This window comes from Methylomonas methanica, assembly GCF_001644035.1.
GTDB classification, from domain to species: Bacteria; Pseudomonadota; Gammaproteobacteria; order Methylococcales; family Methylomonadaceae; genus Methylomonas; species Methylomonas methanica_A.
Window position 1 is genome coordinate 29,189 of record NZ_LUUG01000082.1, and the last position, 15,616, is coordinate 44,804.

19 protein-coding genes are annotated in these 15,616 nt (G+C 49.7%); 12 read left to right on the forward strand and 7 right to left on the reverse strand.

Translation table 11 applies throughout. The annotated features are described in order from the left end of the window. Positions 1 to 21 precede the first annotated feature (21 nt). Positions 22 to 2,658, forward strand: coding sequence for a UPF0182 family protein (locus tag A1332_RS14215; protein ID WP_064009145.1), 2,637 nt, complete (start codon positions 22 to 24; stop codon positions 2,656 to 2,658). 37 nt (positions 2,659 to 2,695) lie between these two features. Here A1332_RS14215 and A1332_RS14220 read toward each other — a convergent pair whose 3' ends face one another. Next, a complete protein-coding gene (locus A1332_RS14220) occupies positions 2,696 to 3,133 on the reverse strand; it encodes an Rsd/AlgQ family anti-sigma factor (protein WP_064009146.1) in 438 nt (145 codons plus the stop codon). Positions 3,134 to 3,242: 109 nt separating this feature from the next. Between A1332_RS14220 and A1332_RS14225 the strand changes: the two genes are divergently transcribed. Further along, complete coding sequence (locus A1332_RS14225) at positions 3,243 to 4,064, forward strand: hypothetical protein (RefSeq protein ID WP_064009147.1); 822 nt, start codon at positions 3,243 to 3,245, stop codon at positions 4,062 to 4,064. A 75-nt stretch (positions 4,065 to 4,139) separates the two neighbouring features. Here A1332_RS14225 and A1332_RS14230 read toward each other — a convergent pair whose 3' ends face one another. The 3 genes from A1332_RS14230 to A1332_RS14240 form a co-directional block, all read right to left on the reverse strand. Then, on the reverse strand, positions 4,140 to 4,622 hold the full coding sequence (locus tag A1332_RS14230) for a hypothetical protein (RefSeq protein WP_231890301.1): 483 nt from the start codon (positions 4,620 to 4,622) through the stop codon (positions 4,140 to 4,142). A 68-nt stretch (positions 4,623 to 4,690) separates the two neighbouring features. After that, positions 4,691 to 5,524 (reverse strand): SDR family oxidoreductase, encoded by an 834-nt coding sequence (locus A1332_RS14235; RefSeq protein ID WP_064009149.1) that lies wholly within the window; start codon positions 5,522 to 5,524, stop codon positions 4,691 to 4,693. After that, entirely contained in the window at positions 5,521 to 6,111 is a 591-nt protein-coding gene (locus A1332_RS14240; RefSeq protein WP_064009150.1) for a DUF4124 domain-containing protein, read from the reverse strand. Before A1332_RS14240 ends, A1332_RS14235 begins: the two co-directional genes overlap by 4 nt. A 283-nt stretch (positions 6,112 to 6,394) precedes the next feature. On the opposite strand from A1332_RS14240, the gene A1332_RS26525 reads away from it, so the two are divergent. Then, positions 6,395 to 6,544, forward strand: coding sequence for an EAL domain-containing protein (locus A1332_RS26525; RefSeq protein WP_082879696.1), 150 nt, complete (start codon positions 6,395 to 6,397; stop codon positions 6,542 to 6,544). Positions 6,545 to 6,892: 348 nt separating this feature from the next. Here the strand turns inward: A1332_RS26525 and A1332_RS14245 are convergent, their stop codons facing one another. Beyond that, on the reverse strand, positions 6,893 to 7,735 hold the full coding sequence (locus tag A1332_RS14245; protein WP_064009151.1) for a lectin-like domain-containing protein: 843 nt from the start codon (positions 7,733 to 7,735) through the stop codon (positions 6,893 to 6,895). A gap of 503 nt (positions 7,736 to 8,238) precedes the next feature. Here A1332_RS14245 and A1332_RS14250 point away from each other — a divergent pair. Next, on the forward strand, positions 8,239 to 9,072 hold the full coding sequence (locus tag A1332_RS14250) for a thymidylate synthase (protein ID WP_064009152.1): 834 nt from the start codon (positions 8,239 to 8,241) through the stop codon (positions 9,070 to 9,072). Between the two features lie 56 nt (positions 9,073 to 9,128). On the opposite strand, the gene smbP is transcribed toward A1332_RS14250, so the two are convergent. Next, positions 9,129 to 9,464 carry a small metal-binding protein SmbP gene (smbP, locus tag A1332_RS14255; RefSeq protein WP_064009153.1) on the reverse strand — a complete coding sequence of 112 codons (336 nt, stop codon included), beginning with the start codon at positions 9,462 to 9,464 and terminating at the stop codon, positions 9,129 to 9,131. Between the two features lie 203 nt (positions 9,465 to 9,667). On the opposite strand from smbP, the gene nth reads away from it, so the two are divergent. The 5 genes from nth to A1332_RS14280 all read left to right on the forward strand — a co-directional run bounded on the left by nth (position 9,668) and on the right by A1332_RS14280 (position 13,207). Continuing rightward, positions 9,668 to 10,303 (forward strand): endonuclease III, encoded by a 636-nt coding sequence (gene nth, locus A1332_RS14260; protein ID WP_064009302.1) that lies wholly within the window; start codon positions 9,668 to 9,670, stop codon positions 10,301 to 10,303. A 107-nt stretch (positions 10,304 to 10,410) separates the two neighbouring features. Then, positions 10,411 to 10,983 carry a hypothetical protein gene (locus tag A1332_RS14265; RefSeq protein ID WP_064009154.1) on the forward strand — a complete coding sequence of 191 codons (573 nt, stop codon included), beginning with the start codon at positions 10,411 to 10,413 and terminating at the stop codon, positions 10,981 to 10,983. Between the two features lie 29 nt (positions 10,984 to 11,012). Beyond that, on the forward strand, positions 11,013 to 11,594 hold the full coding sequence (locus A1332_RS14270) for a DedA family protein (protein ID WP_064009155.1): 582 nt from the start codon (positions 11,013 to 11,015) through the stop codon (positions 11,592 to 11,594). A 3-nt stretch (positions 11,595 to 11,597) separates the two neighbouring features. Beyond that, positions 11,598 to 12,449, forward strand: coding sequence for a DUF692 domain-containing protein (locus tag A1332_RS14275; RefSeq protein ID WP_064009156.1), 852 nt, complete (start codon positions 11,598 to 11,600; stop codon positions 12,447 to 12,449). After that, positions 12,449 to 13,207, forward strand: coding sequence for a DNA-binding domain-containing protein (locus tag A1332_RS14280; RefSeq protein WP_064009157.1), 759 nt, complete (start codon positions 12,449 to 12,451; stop codon positions 13,205 to 13,207). The genes A1332_RS14275 and A1332_RS14280 overlap by 1 nt, the downstream gene beginning before the upstream one ends. Here the strand turns inward: A1332_RS14280 and A1332_RS14285 are convergent. Next, complete coding sequence (locus A1332_RS14285; protein WP_064009158.1) at positions 13,185 to 13,520, reverse strand: ASCH domain-containing protein; 336 nt, start codon at positions 13,518 to 13,520, stop codon at positions 13,185 to 13,187. The two genes, A1332_RS14280 and A1332_RS14285, sit on opposite strands and share 23 nt — an antisense overlap. A gap of 264 nt (positions 13,521 to 13,784) precedes the next feature. Between A1332_RS14285 and A1332_RS26335 the strand changes: the two genes are divergently transcribed. From A1332_RS26335 to A1332_RS14300, 3 genes are all read left to right on the forward strand, one after another. Continuing rightward, entirely contained in the window at positions 13,785 to 14,867 is a 1,083-nt protein-coding gene (locus tag A1332_RS26335) for a methyl-accepting chemotaxis protein (RefSeq protein ID WP_064009159.1), read from the forward strand. Between the two features lie 11 nt (positions 14,868 to 14,878). Then, positions 14,879 to 15,247 carry a response regulator gene (locus A1332_RS14295; protein ID WP_036277478.1) on the forward strand — a complete coding sequence of 123 codons (369 nt, stop codon included), beginning with the start codon at positions 14,879 to 14,881 and terminating at the stop codon, positions 15,245 to 15,247. Between the two features lie 79 nt (positions 15,248 to 15,326). Beyond that, positions 15,327 to 15,614: an STAS domain-containing protein gene (locus tag A1332_RS14300; RefSeq protein WP_064009160.1), complete on the forward strand. Its 288-nt coding sequence runs from the start codon at positions 15,327 to 15,329 to the stop codon at positions 15,612 to 15,614. The last annotated feature ends 2 nt before the right edge of the window (positions 15,615 to 15,616 follow it).

Genomic DNA, 15,616 nt, shown 5'->3' on the forward strand with positions numbered 1-15,616 from the left:
TATCTAAGTAAAGAGGAAATTATGCGTAACTGGAAACTGTTGCCGGCGATCACTGTAGCTACCCTGGCGGCTGCTATTGTGCTGTACGTCGCGTTCTACTTCGTGTTTCTCGATTTTTTCGTGGATTTGTGGTGGTTCCGTTCGCTGGAATTCGAAGCTTACTTTTGGTTGAAGCTGCTCTACCGATTTATTTTTTCCGGTGCGGTTACCGCATTTTTCTTTGCCGTTTTCCTGTTTCACTTCTGGATTGCCTCTCGCTACCTGGGCCTGAATCCGCCCGATGAAATATTGATGGACGATTCCAAGCGCCGGCGTTTTCAACGCTTTGCCGATGTGTTCATGAGCGGTTCGGCCCGTGTCTATACTCCCATTTCACTGCTGCTTGCCGTGGTCATTGCTGTACCGTTCTACATGCAATGGGAACAGGCACTGCTGTTTTTCTTCGGCAGCGCATCGGGTATCGTCGATCCGGTATACGGCAACGACGTCAGTTTCTACATGTTTTCCTATCCGATTTACATGCTGATTCAGAAGGAGTTGCTAACCACGGCGGTTATTGTGTTCTTGGCGACCGGTGTGCTGTATTGGATGGAGCATGTGTTTGTACCCAATCAAAGCAAGGAATTTCCACTGGGTGCGAAGATCCATTTGACGGTGCTGTTTGCCTTTGTGGTGTTGTTTGTGATTTGGGGCTTTTTGCTGGAACGCTTCGCCTTGTTATATTCGGCGGGTAACGAGCCGGTGTTTTTTGGCCCCGGTTTTGTCGAATTGCGTTACAAGTTGCCGATGATTTGGCTTGAAGTCCTGTTCTTTCTGGCGATTGCCATATCGGTAGTTTTTTACGCCTTGTCGGAGAGACATCGCAGTAAAACTCCGGTTATCGTGGCGTCCTTGGGTTTTTTGGCAGTCTGGGGCTTGCAAGGCTCGCATACCTTGCCTGAGTTGATTGAAAAATTTATCGTCAAGCCCAATTTTACCCGCACCGAAGGTGATTCAATTCGGCATAACATTGATGCGACGATGGCGGCGTTCGATTTAAACAATATTAAAACTGTCGATTTTCAGGTCAATCTGGACGCCACCAAAGATATAGAAGCTTGGTCGACCAAAAAACATTTCGAAAATATTCCGGTCTGGGATCGCGAATTTCTGATCGACAGCTATATGCAGTTACAAGGCATTCGGCCTTATTATGGCTTTCCGACTGTCGATGAAGACCGTTATTTCATTAACGGACATCATCAACAGGTCAATTTGGCAGCCCGTGAAGTCAATATCGATAAATTACCCAAGGAGGCGCAAAACTGGGAAAACACCCATTTGCGCTACACCCATGGATACGGCGCGGTCATCTCTCCGGCTGCTCAGGATGCCGGAATTCCTATCGTTTGGTACTTGCGCGATTTGAACATGACCTCCGATGTCGGATTTTCCGTGAAATATCCTGACATTTATTATGGCTTGGAGAAATATCGCTACGCGATCGTGCCGAACAATTTGGCTGTCACCGACATTTCCAGCTCTGCGGCTGGGGACTCGCTGGATTATCAGGGTAACTCCGGCATACCGATCCCGTCGCTGTTCAGAAAGATGTTGTTCGCGTTTTATCTGAAAGACGAAAAAATCTTCTTCTCGCCCAATATATCGGCGCAAAGCAAGTTACTGCTGCGTCGGAATATCGACGAGCGGATTACCGCACTGACGCCGTTTTTACATCTGGATAAAGATCCGTATTTAGTTGTTAACAAAGAACGTTTCTACTGGATACAGGACGCCTATACCTTATCCAATTATTATCCGGTCTCCAAGCCGGCAGCGGACGATTATCTGGACGGCCAGCACAAGTTCAATTACATCCGTAACTCGGTGAAAATTGTGGTCGATGCCTATGACGGCAGCGTCGATTACTATATTTCCGACCCAAAAGATCCGATTATCAATGCGTATAACCGCGCGTATCCCGGCGTTTTCAAAAATTTGCGGGAAATGCCCGACGAGTTAATGCAGCATCTGCGTTATCCACGCGATTTGTATTATATGCAGATGAAAATTTACGCTAAATATCATCAAAACAGCCCGGAGTTGTTTTATGAACAGGCGGAAACCTGGCAATTCGCCTCCGTGGATGGACAGCCGGTATTACCCTATTTCATTACGATGGACTTTGATCGCTGCAACGATATGGAGGAGTTTGTAATGATTAATCCGATGACGCCGGTGCATAGAGATAATCTAAGCATGGTCGGCATTGCCGGCACTATCGACCAAGCCAGCTGCGATCACAGTTACAAACCCGGTATCACTATTTTCAAATTTCCGAAGGCCGTACAGGTTAACGGACCGTCGCAGGTCAATGCGCTGATCGATCAAAATCCGGAAATTGCCTCGCAATTTACGCTATGGAACCAACAAGGCTCGGAAGTTAAAAAAGGCCGAATGGTGATATTAACCATGGGCAATTCGATTTTATATGTGCAGCCGATTTACATGCTGGCGACCAAAACCAAGATGCCTGAGCTGGCGCGGGTAATTGTTTCGGTAGGCAATCAGGTGGTGATGGATAAAACCTTGCAGGCGGCCTTTAGTCGTTTGAAGGACTTGTTTATTAAGGGCGCTGCCGGTTCTGTTTCGGGGATTTCGGCAGCCGAAGGCAAATAGGCCATTCGGCGGCCTTTAAATGGGCTGCTTCAGGTGATCAATGCAGCAGCATGGAGCAAAGCCGGTCTTCCAGCTCCATGCGTTCTGCAAGTCTTTCGCCGAGCATGGATAAATCCTGGGCCAGGTTCTCGGTATTAAATTTGCGCCTGCCGTCGTCGTATATGTCGCTGAAAGTAACCGCCGACACGGTAGTACTGGAGAATGCCGGATATATCTTTTCGGCGTGAGACAGCGTTGAAGTTTGATGCTGCTTTTCGGCTATTAGATGTTCGTAGATGCTGAAGTGGCCGAGCGATATGTAATCTATCAGCAGTTGCGAAAACTCCGACAGCATCGGCCTAATCGCGTTCTCGCTGGAGAATGGTTTCATTTCGGCGAGTTGACAATACAAAGCCCAGACGGCGGAGCGTTCTTCCTGCAATGCTGTCACCAGATGCAAGTTATTTGAACTGGTGTTGTTAGCTACGGAATTCATTTCAGTCACGGCACGTCTCCCTTTGAAAATTGACGAACCTTAAATTTATGTGAATTATCATGAATATTCAACAATTGATTAAAATATAAGGGAATTTTTCTTAAAAACTGTGATTGACTTTGCACCATCAACTTTTATCTTTGTCGCATTGCCCTGTGAGGCCAAGCCGTTAATTCAGGCATGGCGGCTAAAAAAACTACCGCAAAAGCAGCCGTTTGCACTATACCGAAACGCCGACATCGTTGTCGTGATTAGCGGCGTTGGCAAAATAGCGATGGCTGGCGCGGTGGCTTACGCAATGGCGCAATTTCCCGATGTCGCCCAACCTATCCTGCTCAATTTCGGTATCGCCGGGCATCGCCAACAGGCGCTAGGCAGTTGTTTTTTAGCCGATAAAATCACCGATGCCGAAACACAAAGGCGCTTTTATCCGCAATTGGCTTTCGATGCTCCTTGCTCGACTCTACCGCTAATCACCTTGTCCAGAGCCGATGCCGATTATAGCGACGAGAATCTGCGCGATATGGAGGCGTCGGCGTTTTACGAAATAGCCGTTAAATTCAGTTCCAGCGAATTGATTCACTGTTTAAAAGTGGTGTCGGATAATGCCGAATCGGCACTGGAGAAAATCAATGAAGAGTCGGTCGCGGCTTGGGTGCAGGCGCGTATTGCTGACGTCGAACATATGATCGCCGTGCTGACTAGGCTCAGGGAATCGTTGCCGACATCGGGAAGCGAGTTATACAAACAGTGGCTTGAACAGTTTCATTTCACGGCGACCAATGCCGCTAAATTGCACATGCTGCTGAATCGTTGGCAAGTATTAAACCGCGCTGCCACGTTCAATTTAGCTGAGACAAAAGCCGGGAATGCGAGGGAGTTGTTAGCTTGGCTGGAAAGCCAACTGGAGAAAAGTCAGTATTATTTGTAAATATTGCCAGAGCTGGCGACGAACGGGGAGGGATAGAAAAATACGGGGTGTCCCGAAAGACACCCCGGGACAGAATTAAAGCATTTTTTTCAAAGCTTCAACGCCTTCTTTGCCAGCCGCCAAATGTTGTTTGGCTTCTTGCAGGTTAGCGGCTTTAGCTGAAGTAATCGCTAATTTCAAATGGCCTCTAGCTTTATCCGCATATCTGGCAACTTTGTCGTTTGCGTTGAGTTCTTTGATGAAATCAGACGCTTTTTTGATCAAATCGACAACTGCGTCACCTTCCGCACCGTTATTGATTGCTGTCTCGGCAGCTGTAATACGCGTTACAACCTCATTGATTACATCGGTAGGTTTGTAAGAAGCTCTACCTGGATCAGATTCAGCAACAGCAGCAGTTGAAAAAGAACCCATGGCAGCAGCTAAAGAGAACGCGATAACAGCACTTTTTAAAATTTTCATGTATTGAACCTCACAGTTATTTTTATAAGAACATATAGCTGCTAACCCAACCGCTTTAACCACTACATGTTGGGCCGGGATGATAGCACAGTTCATTCTGTTTGCTAGTCTGTTTATAGCGGTTTTTATGGTTTTTTCGGCGGCGAAAAAATGCCGTTGCGGCCTTATTCGACGCTGACTAGCAGCTTGTCCAGCCATGCGCTGGGCAGTAGGCGTTTTAGCCAGGCAAACAAATGCGTGGGTACCGTCACTCGATAGCGAATTTTCGGCCGATTCGACTCCAAAGCATGCGCCACTTTTTCCGCGACTGCGCTAGCCGGTAATGTAAACGGTGCGGCTGGGCCGGGTTTTTGCAGCCGGGCTTCCATGGCCTTATAGGTATCTTTATGAAAGCTATGCTCGGCGTCGATGTGCTGTTGATACAAAACAAAGGCGTTTTGCCGGAAGCGGCTTTCTATCGGTCCCGGTTCGATCAACACAATATGAATCCCGGTACCGCGCAATTCCAGGCGTAAGGTATCCGCCAAGCCCTCCAAGGCGAATTTGCTCGCGTTATAGGCACCGCGAAACTTCATTGCCACAATGCCTAAAACCGAACTGTTATAGATCACCCGGCCATGGCCTTGTTTGCGCATTACGGGTAATAGCAGGTTAGTCAGCTCGTGAGTGCCGAACAGATTGGTTTCGAATTGATCGCGCAGCACGTCCCTGCTCAAATCTTCCACTGCCCCTGGTTGGCCGAAGGCGCCGTTGTTGAATAGCGCATCGATCTTGCCGTCGGTCAGCGCTATTAACTCGCGAACTGCTTGTTGGATGCTCAGCGAGTCGGCCAAATCCAGTTGCAGACATTCGAAGCCTTCACTGCGCAAGCGTTCCACGTCATCGGGCTTACGCGCGGAGCAAATCACCCGATGACCGCGCTGCTTTAAAAACACTGCGGTGTGGTAACCGATGCCGGAGGAGCAGCCGGTGACGAACAGCGTTTTGCCCACACTCATGGTTGAACGAGATCCGCTTCGTTGAAGAAAAAGGTTTTGCCGCTGCTGCAATTGATTAGAAAATTTAGTTGATCCAGCTTACTTTTCGCGGTCAGTTCGTCGGTTTCGATGCGTTGACATTCACCGCTGGCCAGTGCTTTTTGTGCGGCCAGCCTCCGGAATTTTTCGACATCCGGCAGACGGGTTTCAAAGGGTTTGACTTGCGCAGGTAGCTTTTCCGGATCGTAAGGTGGGATGGCGAATGCGGAAAACTGCATGGGGTTTTGCTTGATTAGAGTCTGCGTCATTTCGCTCTGAACTCTGGCATCTTGTTTATTTTTGGCGATGGCGTCGAGTTTGGCCTGTTGCTCGGTTTGTTCCTGCGCAGACTGCTGCTTTTTCAATTCGGCTTCTGCAGCTTGCTGTCTTTCCAGCGCATTTAAATCGACGCTGCTGCCGGTTTTAGTATTCATCTGCACCGCTTTGTGTTCCACCGTGCAGGGTGAAGATTGATAATTAGTGTGACCGCTTGCATCAGTGCATTTAAAAACCCCGGCCCAACTGTCCACGGACAGGCACAGGGCAAAAACGAAGAACAGATTTTTCATTGGATTCCTGTAGATTAAACGCTGGGGCAAAACTATTACTCAGCTTGAGATCAGTGTAAATAAATTTTTTCTATTGCCCTGTGTCAGTTTCGCATCGTGCCAAAAAATCCGTGGTGTTTGCAGACTAGTCATTTCCGGGCATGATCTTGACAGCGAAGTGTATCAGTCTTTTCGGCAATATCCAGCCGCTTAAAACTCTGATCAGTTGCGAGAATTAAAGGCGCACGGGGTCGAAACCGCAATCGACGATTTCGGCCATGACTAAAAGCCTCGGGTTAAAACCATAGCCGAAGGCGTCGAACAGCCCGGGCAAGAACTGATTTTGCGGAAAATGGGCTGCACGTTTGGGCAGGGCTATCTGTATGCCAAGCCGATGTCCCATAACAAATTGCTGGAGTTTATGAGACCCGCGGCTTTGGCTGAAACACTTTAAGCCATGTTTCTGTCCGCCAACGGTTGAGCTTTTGGCGGAATTGTTGAATCCAACGTGCTTAAGGACGCGCTGATTTTATGCCCTTCGACACATTCAGCATCCAAGGGCATAAAGACGACAAATACATTATTGATTCCACTTGGAATCGACTGTAAGGGTGCGGGAATGAGAGCAGCGCAGAAAGACAGTTGCTGACCACTTTTGCCCTGAAAGCATAAGCGGAGTCAATTTGTTAAGAGCTTCCTTAATGGCGGCGAATTGTTTTTGCTAGTCTGTTAATATAGTCCAACCAAATTGGCGTGAAAATCACGCCAATTTGGCTATTTGGGTCAAAGAATCCGAAAACTGTTATGCCAAACGGCGACGGTTGAACCCAAACAAACCGGCGACAGAAGTGCCGAACAACCATATCGCAGCTGGAACAGGCACGGGGGTAGCCGAAGTGACAAAATGACCATCGTCGGCTAAACCGTTCGCGGCAGTAAAGCCGTAATACAACTGATGACCAGCTGCCACTGCCGTACCCAGGTTGCTTAAATCGACTGACGTAGCGGTGACAGAAAAAGTGCCCAAATCTGTGTGGTAAATAGTGCCGGTCAGATCGCCCGTTTCATCCTGCAAACCCGATGGCGTGTAGGTAAAAGTAGCGCGCCATTGCCAGTTTGGGTCTCTGATTGAATCTCCCAAGCCTGTTTCGGTGTAGGCCAGTGGATTGACATCGCCATTTTGTAGAATCTGAATACTGGGAGATTCCGGTTCGCCGCCGAAATTAAATGTATCGACAGCGAATGCCAGGCTGTTTGATAGTCCGGCGTAGCCCAAATCCGAACCGCCGCCGCCAACACCGGGCGCATCCGATAGCGTGAAAGTTAAACCGTCGCCACGAATCCCGGTGTTTGCCGGAATAAAGAAATGAAAGTCAAAGCTGAAGGCTTGGTTGAAGTCTAGCGTAGTCGCATCTGGAGCAAATCCGGCGCCGGCGCTACCGCCGGTTCCCGGCAAGGTCAACTCCAAGTTACTGTAGGTAAAGCCGTTGCCGGGAGTTGCGTTAATTGCGGTTGCCGAGCCATAAAGGCTCCATGTGCTGAAGTCTGTAAAGCCCGATGCCAAACTCACACCTTGGGCAGAGCTAGCGGTAGGTATGGCGGAAAGTGCCAATATAGCCGAAGGTAATAAAATTTTAAATTGCATGGCGTTCTCCGAAGTTGCTGCGCTGTTGGTCTATCGTTTATTTTCAAGGGTTTGCGTAGTCTGTGCCAAACGGTTTTCGACTATTCATAAAACCACTAGCAAAATTGGCGCCACTCATAGATAAGTGATTAAAACTAATCGGTTTATTGAAGCGGTGTAGTGGAAGCAGCGTTGATTTTGGTTCACCAGTGTAAAAAAAGCCAACACTTTGGTCTGGATATTGCGGCGAATTGATTGATGGTAATGCCACTTCGTTCTAAGGTGCCAGTGAGCATCCTGGAAATACCCGCCAATGCTTAGGTGGTGCTTCCGAGCTGTTCAGCGGTGCCATTTTATCCGTTGGCGGTGCCCACGAGCCGTTCAGAGCTAACGACAAGCGGTTTTGCCGTGTCGCTAAGCTTCTCGGTGGCAGCCATCAGTGCTGCTTAAACACCACCATGTGACAGTCGTATTCATCAAGCCGGCAAGTTATACTGCCCGCCAATTTTTGACCTTAGAGCGCTATGCAACCTTATCTGGACCTTCTCGCCGACATCATGACTAACGGCATCGACAAAAGCGACCGCACCGGGACCGGGACCCGCTCCTTGTTCGGTCGGCAGATACGCTACAACTTGGCCGAGGGCTTTCCGCTGTTGACCACCAAGAAGTTGCATTTCAAATCCATTGCTTACGAATTGCTATGGTTTTTGCGCGGCGATACCAATATCAAGTATTTAAATGATCACGGCGTAACGATTTGGGACGAATGGGCCACGCCTGAGGGTGAACTGGGGCCGGTGTATGGTGCGCAGTGGCGCAACTGGTTGGGGCCGCACGGTGAGTGTTACGATCAGATACAAATTCTGCTGGACGGTTTAAAAAACAAACCGGATTCCCGTCGGCATATCGTCAGCGGTTGGAATGTCGCATTTTTGCCGGACGAAACCGTTGGTCCGCGCGAGAATGCCGCTGCCGGGCGAATGGCGCTGCCGCCCTGCCATGTGTTGTATCAATTTTACGTAGCGAACGGTAAGTTGTCCTGCATGATGACCCAGCGTAGTGCCGATTGCTTTTTGGGTGTACCCTACAATCAGGCCAGTGTGGGCTTGTTGACGCATATGCTGGCGCAGCAATGCAATTTGGACGTGGGGGAGCTGATCATGTCGTTCGGCGACGTGCATATTTATAGCAACCATTTCGAGCAAGTCGAATTACAACTCAGCAGGCAACCCTTGGCGGCGCCGAAACTGCAATTCAAGCGCCGGCCGGAATCGCTATTTTCCTATGAGTTTGCCGACTTCGAATTGTTGGATTATCAAGCGCATCGGCATATCGCCGGTGCTGTTTCCGTTTAGGGAAGTAGGTAGAGACGCTGAAATTGACGTCTCTACCTATTTGATCGCTAATGGATCTATTTATTACCGGCCTTGATATGGCCGACGGCTTCTTCTGCCGCTTTAGTAGCTACGTCGGCATGGCCCATTTTGCCGTGCTCAATCGCGCTTTCCAATGATTTTACACCGGCATCGATATGCGTTTTAGATTCGCCCTTGGCGACTTCGGCGCCTTTTTTGGCATGGGTTAAGGCAGCTTCGGCATGTTCCACCAAAATCGGGCTATGGCCGGCTTTGCCGTGAGTGACCGCCTGGTTCGCGTGCTCCAGCGCGGCGGCGGCGTGTTCTTCGGCGAATACGCCAGCGCTGGCAAACAGTAGTGCACTAATGGTAATGGTTGTAAATGTTTTCATAATTCCCCCGGATTGAATTGTTGTGATTTTCCGCACCCTTTCTGAGTGCTAGCTAGTGACCTGATGCGCGGGAGTTTGGTTCCAAATTAAATAAATTACTCGTTACCGTATCGCTCTTTAGTGGGCGAATAACGACGCTACCAATATTTACCTTGCAAGCCGGGACAATCCTGGAAAGCTTGGCTTTGAATCGATTTTTGAGCATGAATAACGAAAAACGCCTGCTGATATTTCAGCGCTTGGCCGAGGCCACGCCGAATCCGACCACCGAACTGAATTTCACCACACCGTTCGAATTGTTGGTGGCCGTAGTACTGTCGGCGCAAGCGACCGACAAGGGCGTCAATAAGGCGACGGCCAAGTTGTTTCCGGTGGCGAATACGCCGCAGGCGATCCTGGCCTTGGGTGAAGACGGTTTGAAGGAGCATATCAAAACTATCGGCTTATTCAACAGCAAGGCAGCAAATGTCATAAAACTTTGCCAGACTCTGCTGGAACAGCATGGCGGAGAAGTGCCGCGCGAGCGGGAGGCGCTGGAGGCGCTGGCTGGTGTGGGCCGTAAAACGGCCAATGTGATTTTAAACACTGCATTTGGCGAGCCGACCATCGCCGTGGATACGCATATTTTCCGGGTTGCCAACCGCATCGGTCTGGCGCCGGGCAAAAATGTACTGGAAGTAGAGCGGAAGCTGGATAAAACCGTGCCCAAGCAATACAAGAAAGATGCACACCATCTGTTGATTCTGCACGGCCGCTATATTTGCGTTGCCAGAAAGCCGCGTTGCGCTGCTTGCTGCATCGCCGATGTCTGCGAATTTAAGGCAAAGAATTTAGACTGAATATGCAATAATCAGAGTAGAGCCATAAAGATTACGCGTCAGTCGTAAGCCCCGGCAGTTGTATGCTGGAGCAGCATAATTAAAAAATCACACGAGAGGATAAACGCATGAAAAAATTTAATAAATCTCCGCTGGCCGCCGCGATGGGCGGTGCGCTTTTGTCCGGTATGGCTGTCAACGTGCAGGCCGATACCAACCCCTTCGCCGTTTCCGAGTTGTCCAGCGGCTATATGCAAGTTGCCGACAATCATTCCAACGGCAAAATTAGCCAAGGCGCTTGCGGTTCCAACGCGATGGACGGCAACGGTGTTAAAAAGGGCGAAGCTAAAAAAGCCGAAGCGAAGAAAACCGAAGGCTCATGCGGCGAAGGCATGTGCGGCGGCATGATGAGCGGCGGCAAAATGAAAAAAGGCATGGAAAGCTCTTGCGGCGCGATGATGAAGGGTAAAGAAGGCGCTTGCGGTATGGGTATGATGACTGGTGGCGGCATGATGAGTATGGGCAGCATGGGCGGTATGGATCACAGTGCCGACAAGTCTAAAAAAGCCGAAGAAGGCAGCTGCGGCGCCATGATGGGTGGCGACAAAAAATCCGGCGAACATAGCTGCGGTGCCATGATGAAAGGCGAAGAAGGCAGTTGCGGAAGCAAAATGGATGCCGACAAAGCGGCCAGCCATTAATTTCGACTCATCGCCAATAGACCGACACTATGGATTTTAATGATTTACAGCAGCTGGTTATCGATTACGGCTATCTAGCCTTGTTTATCGGTACGTATCTGGAAGGCGAAACCATTCTGGTCATCGCCGGCTTTTTGGCGCATGGCGGCTATTTGCAGCTGGAATGGGTGATGCTGACGGCGTTTTTAGGTACTTTTGCCGGCGACCAGACCTTTTTCTATCTGGGCCGTTGGAAGGGTATCGCTTTTCTGGAGAAACGTCCGCTTTGGCACAGCAAAACCGACAAGGTTTTCGATTTGCTCCACAAGCATCAGATACCGGTGATATTGGGATTTCGCTTTCTCTACGGCGTACGTAACGTAACGCCGTTCGTGATCGGTGCCAGTAAGATTCATCCCTTGAAGTTTTTCTTGCTGAACTTCCTCGGCGCCGGCATTTGGGCGATAGCGGTCGGTTATCTGGGCTACACCTTCGGCGAATTTGCCGAGTCCATCATGGGCCAGGTCAAAAAATACGAAATGTATATCCTGGGCGTACTGGTGGCCATTGGCGTAGCCTTGTTTTGGCGGTCTACGCACAAACCGGAAACCCCAGAAGCGCCGGAAGAGTAAGTCATGGACAGCGTTCGCAATCTCGTTCACGGTGCCGGCTTAGGCTTGCGGCGTTCGTTTTTGAGCGAGATTGTCGAGTCGCCACTGAGCAATGTCGGTTTCTACGAAGTGGCGCCGGAAAACTGGATGACCATAGGCGGCAAGTTCGGCAAACAGTTTCGGGCCATGACCGAACGCTTTAATTTTGTCTGTCATGGCTTGTCTCTGTCCATAGGCAGCAGCGACCCGCTAGACGAGCAATTCGTGCGCGACTTGAAAACGTTCATGCGCGAACACGGTATCAAGTTTTATAGCGAACACCTCAGCTATTGCAGTCACGGCGGGCATTTGTATGACTTGATGCCGATACCGTTTACGGAAGATGCCGTCGAGCATGTTGCCGCGCGCATCCGCAGGGTTCAGGACATTCTGGAACAGCGGATGGCTATCGAAAATATTTCCTATTACGCCGCACCGGGTCAGGAAATGGCCGAAATCGATTTTTTCAACGCGGTAGTCACTGAAGCCGACTGCGATGTGCTGATCGACATCAACAATATCTACGTCAACAGCGTCAATCACGGCTACGATGCCGAGAGCTTTCTGCGGGCCATGCCTGCCGAGCGTATCGCTTACGCGCACATCGCCGGTCATTATGTGGAAGCAGAGGATTTTCTGGTCGATACCCACGGCGCGCCGGTGGTCGATCCGGTCTGGACTTTGTTGGGCAAGGCTTACGAGCTTTTCGGCGTGTTTCCTACCCTGCTGGAGCGGGACTTCAACATTCCCTCGTTGCTTGAATTAAGCAAAGAAGTAGACACCATCCAAACCATTCAGCAGCATTATGCGGCTGAGCGGCAAAAACAGGTGGCCTGATGGCTACCGATTTTCAGGCTACCCAAGGCCAATTTGCCGCTCATATTCGCGATCCGGAAAATAATCCGCCGCCGGGAGATGTCGAGCCACGGCGCATGGCGATGTATCGGGAGTTGTTTTTCAACAATATCGACAGTTTTATTGCCAGTAATTTTCCGGTATTGCGAGCCATTCTGAATGATGAGCAATGGCTGGAAATCACCCAGGATTTTTTTACCCGGCATAGCTGCGAAACGCCCTATTTCTCGGAAATTGCTGAAGAGTTTTTAGCCTATCTGCAAAACGAACGTCGCAATCCAAACGATTATCCGTTTCTGCTGGAATTGGCGCATTACGAGTGGGTGGAAATGGCCTTGTCGATTGCCAAGGACACGCCGGTGATGGGTGACAGCAATTTTCTGGAGAACTTGTTGCCGCGCAGCATGGCGTTATCGCCCTTGGCCTGGCCGCTGCTGTACCGCTATCCGGTGCAGGCAATAGGCCCTGGCTTTTTACCGCTAGAGCCGCCGGAGCAACCCACTTGTTTGATCGTTTACCGCGACAATCTCGACAGCGTACATTTCCTCAAAACCACCGGATTGACCATACGCTTGCTGCAAATTTTGCAGGATAGGGGGCCGATGACCGGTGAGCACTGTTTACAAACGGTTGCCACGGAATTCCCGCACCTCGATAGCCAAGCCTTAATGGTAAACGGCCCGCCGATGCTGCGGGAACTAGCCGAGAAAGGTATTCTTATTCCAGCTGTTGACGCCTAAAGCTGTGTACCCAGACCAGTCCGTCCTCGTTCCACTCCATGCCGCTGTGCATTTTCAGTATTAAATCCTTATATATTGCCAAGTTCGGATAACCTTCCGCCCTGGCATCCGCATCGCTCATTTCCCCTATTCTCTGCCGCTCCACGCTAGTTACTTCAAATACTACGTCTTCCAACACAAAGGTTTCGCCGGGGTACGCATATAGACCGTCGCGGCGTTGCTGGGTTTTTTCGCCGGCCAACGTTGCCGCCACCAATTTCGGGTGACGAACCAATCGGTCGATGCTGCAAGATTTTTCTGGGTATTGAGTCATGAAAGCAAATGTCCTTGTAATACTGGATAAAACAGTTCGGCACTTTAAAAGCCTTAAACACGTATTGCAAGCGACATCCGTTAGCAAGTTCGCAAATTAAATATGAGTTGTGGGACTAATCCTACAGTTTAACGGAGGCTTTGTAGATAAACCGACTTTTCCTGCCTATACTTTTTTTTCAAGTTGAATTCAAGGCCACTGAACCGAAATGACCGGCGGTAATTGTGCTGCGAAATCATAAAGACCAAGGGAGATTACGCCAACATGTCTATATTCCAATTCGCGATATTGATTTGCGTTGCATTGATCTCGGCAGGACTAGCCGCTTGGATTACTAAAGGACGCTGCATTGCCGCCGCCAAAAACACCTTGGCTGACAAGGCCCCTGCCTTATCGGCAGCCGAAGTAGAAAAATATATTTCCGGTCTGGATCGGTTTGCCGAGCAAGTCACGCCGGTATGGGCAGCGCAAATCGATTCGACCCGGCAACAAATCGAACAGGCGATTACTTTGTTGACTCAACGCTTTGCCGGGATCACCAGTAATCTGGATACGGCTTTGAGATCTTCTCATTCCACTCTCGGTGGCAATGGCGAAGAGGTATTCGTAAACAGCAACACCCATTTGCAAAAAGTGGTTAGCTCCATGGATGCGGCATTGCAAGAGAATTTGGCGGTCTTGCAAAAAATCCGATCCTTGGCTGGATTTATAGATGAATTAAAACAGATGGCCAAGGAAGTAGCGCGGATTGCCGAACAAACCAATCTGATTGCCTTGAACGCCGCTATCGAAGCCGCTCGAGCGGGCGAAGCCGGCCGCGGTTTTGCCGTGGTAGCAGATGAGGTTAGAAAGCTATCCAACTTGTCCGGCGAAACCGGCAAGCAGATCGGTTCCAAAGTAGAGCAAGTTAGCTCCGCTATTCAAACCGCGTTGGTAGCGGTGGAAAAAAGTGCACAAAACGAGGCGGAGGCCGTATCGACCTGTAACGGCAATATTCAAACAGTAATGGATAACCTGCATGACGTGTTTGCCAAATTGCAAGGCTATTCAAGCAACCTAAGCCATTCGGCGCTTGCCATAAAAGGTGAGATAGGCGAATCCTTGGTGCATTTTCAATTTCAAGATCGGATCGGCCAAATTCTGCAACACGTCAAAGACAGCATTGCCGATTTCCCCAAGCAACTCAATCGCAGCCATGCCGGTGGCGTATTTGCCTTGCAGCCGATAGATGCGGATCACATTTTAAGCGGCTTAACCGGTACCTATACCATGGAATCCGAACACCAAGCCCATGGGCATGGCGGTCAAGCAGTTGAACCTCAAACGCAAGAAATTACATTTTTCTAGGATTTAAGCATATGGCAAAAACAATATTGGTAGTGGACGACGCGGCTTCGGTCCGTCAGGTAGTAGGTATTGCTCTGAAAGGTGCCGGTTACGACGTGATAGAAGCCTGCGACGGCAAGGATGGGCTAAGCAAGCTCAACGGCCAGAAGATTCATCTAATCATATCCGACGTCAATATGCCGAACATGGACGGCATTACCTTCGTGAAGGAACTTAAACAGTTGCCGGCCTATAAATTTACCCCGGTGATTATGCTGACTACCGAATCCCAGGAAGGCAAAAAACAGGAAGGCCAAGCTGCGGGCGCCAAAGCCTGGGTCGTCAAACCGTTTCAGCCTGCGCAAATGTTAGCGGCGGTTTCCAAGTTAATTTTGCCTTGATCGGATATGAAGGGCGGTCGTTCGCACGGTTTCCGCCGATTCATATAAACACCTCAGCCTATTTCTATCGAGATCGTCCATGCCCAGCCTAACTATTAAAGACGAGTTAACCATCTATACCGCGGCAGATCAGAAATCCAATCTGCTGATGTTTCTAACGGCTGGGGACGATTTGGAAATCAATCTTGCCAACGTCACCGAAATCGATACTGCCGGCCTACAGTTGTTGATTCTAATCAAACGGGAAGCCGCGCATTTGGGCAAAACCCTGCGCTTCGTGATGCACAGCAAAGCCGTGTTGGATGTATTGGAACTAGCGAATCTGACGGGTGCTTTTGGCGATCAGGTTGTACTGACCCAAAATTAAGG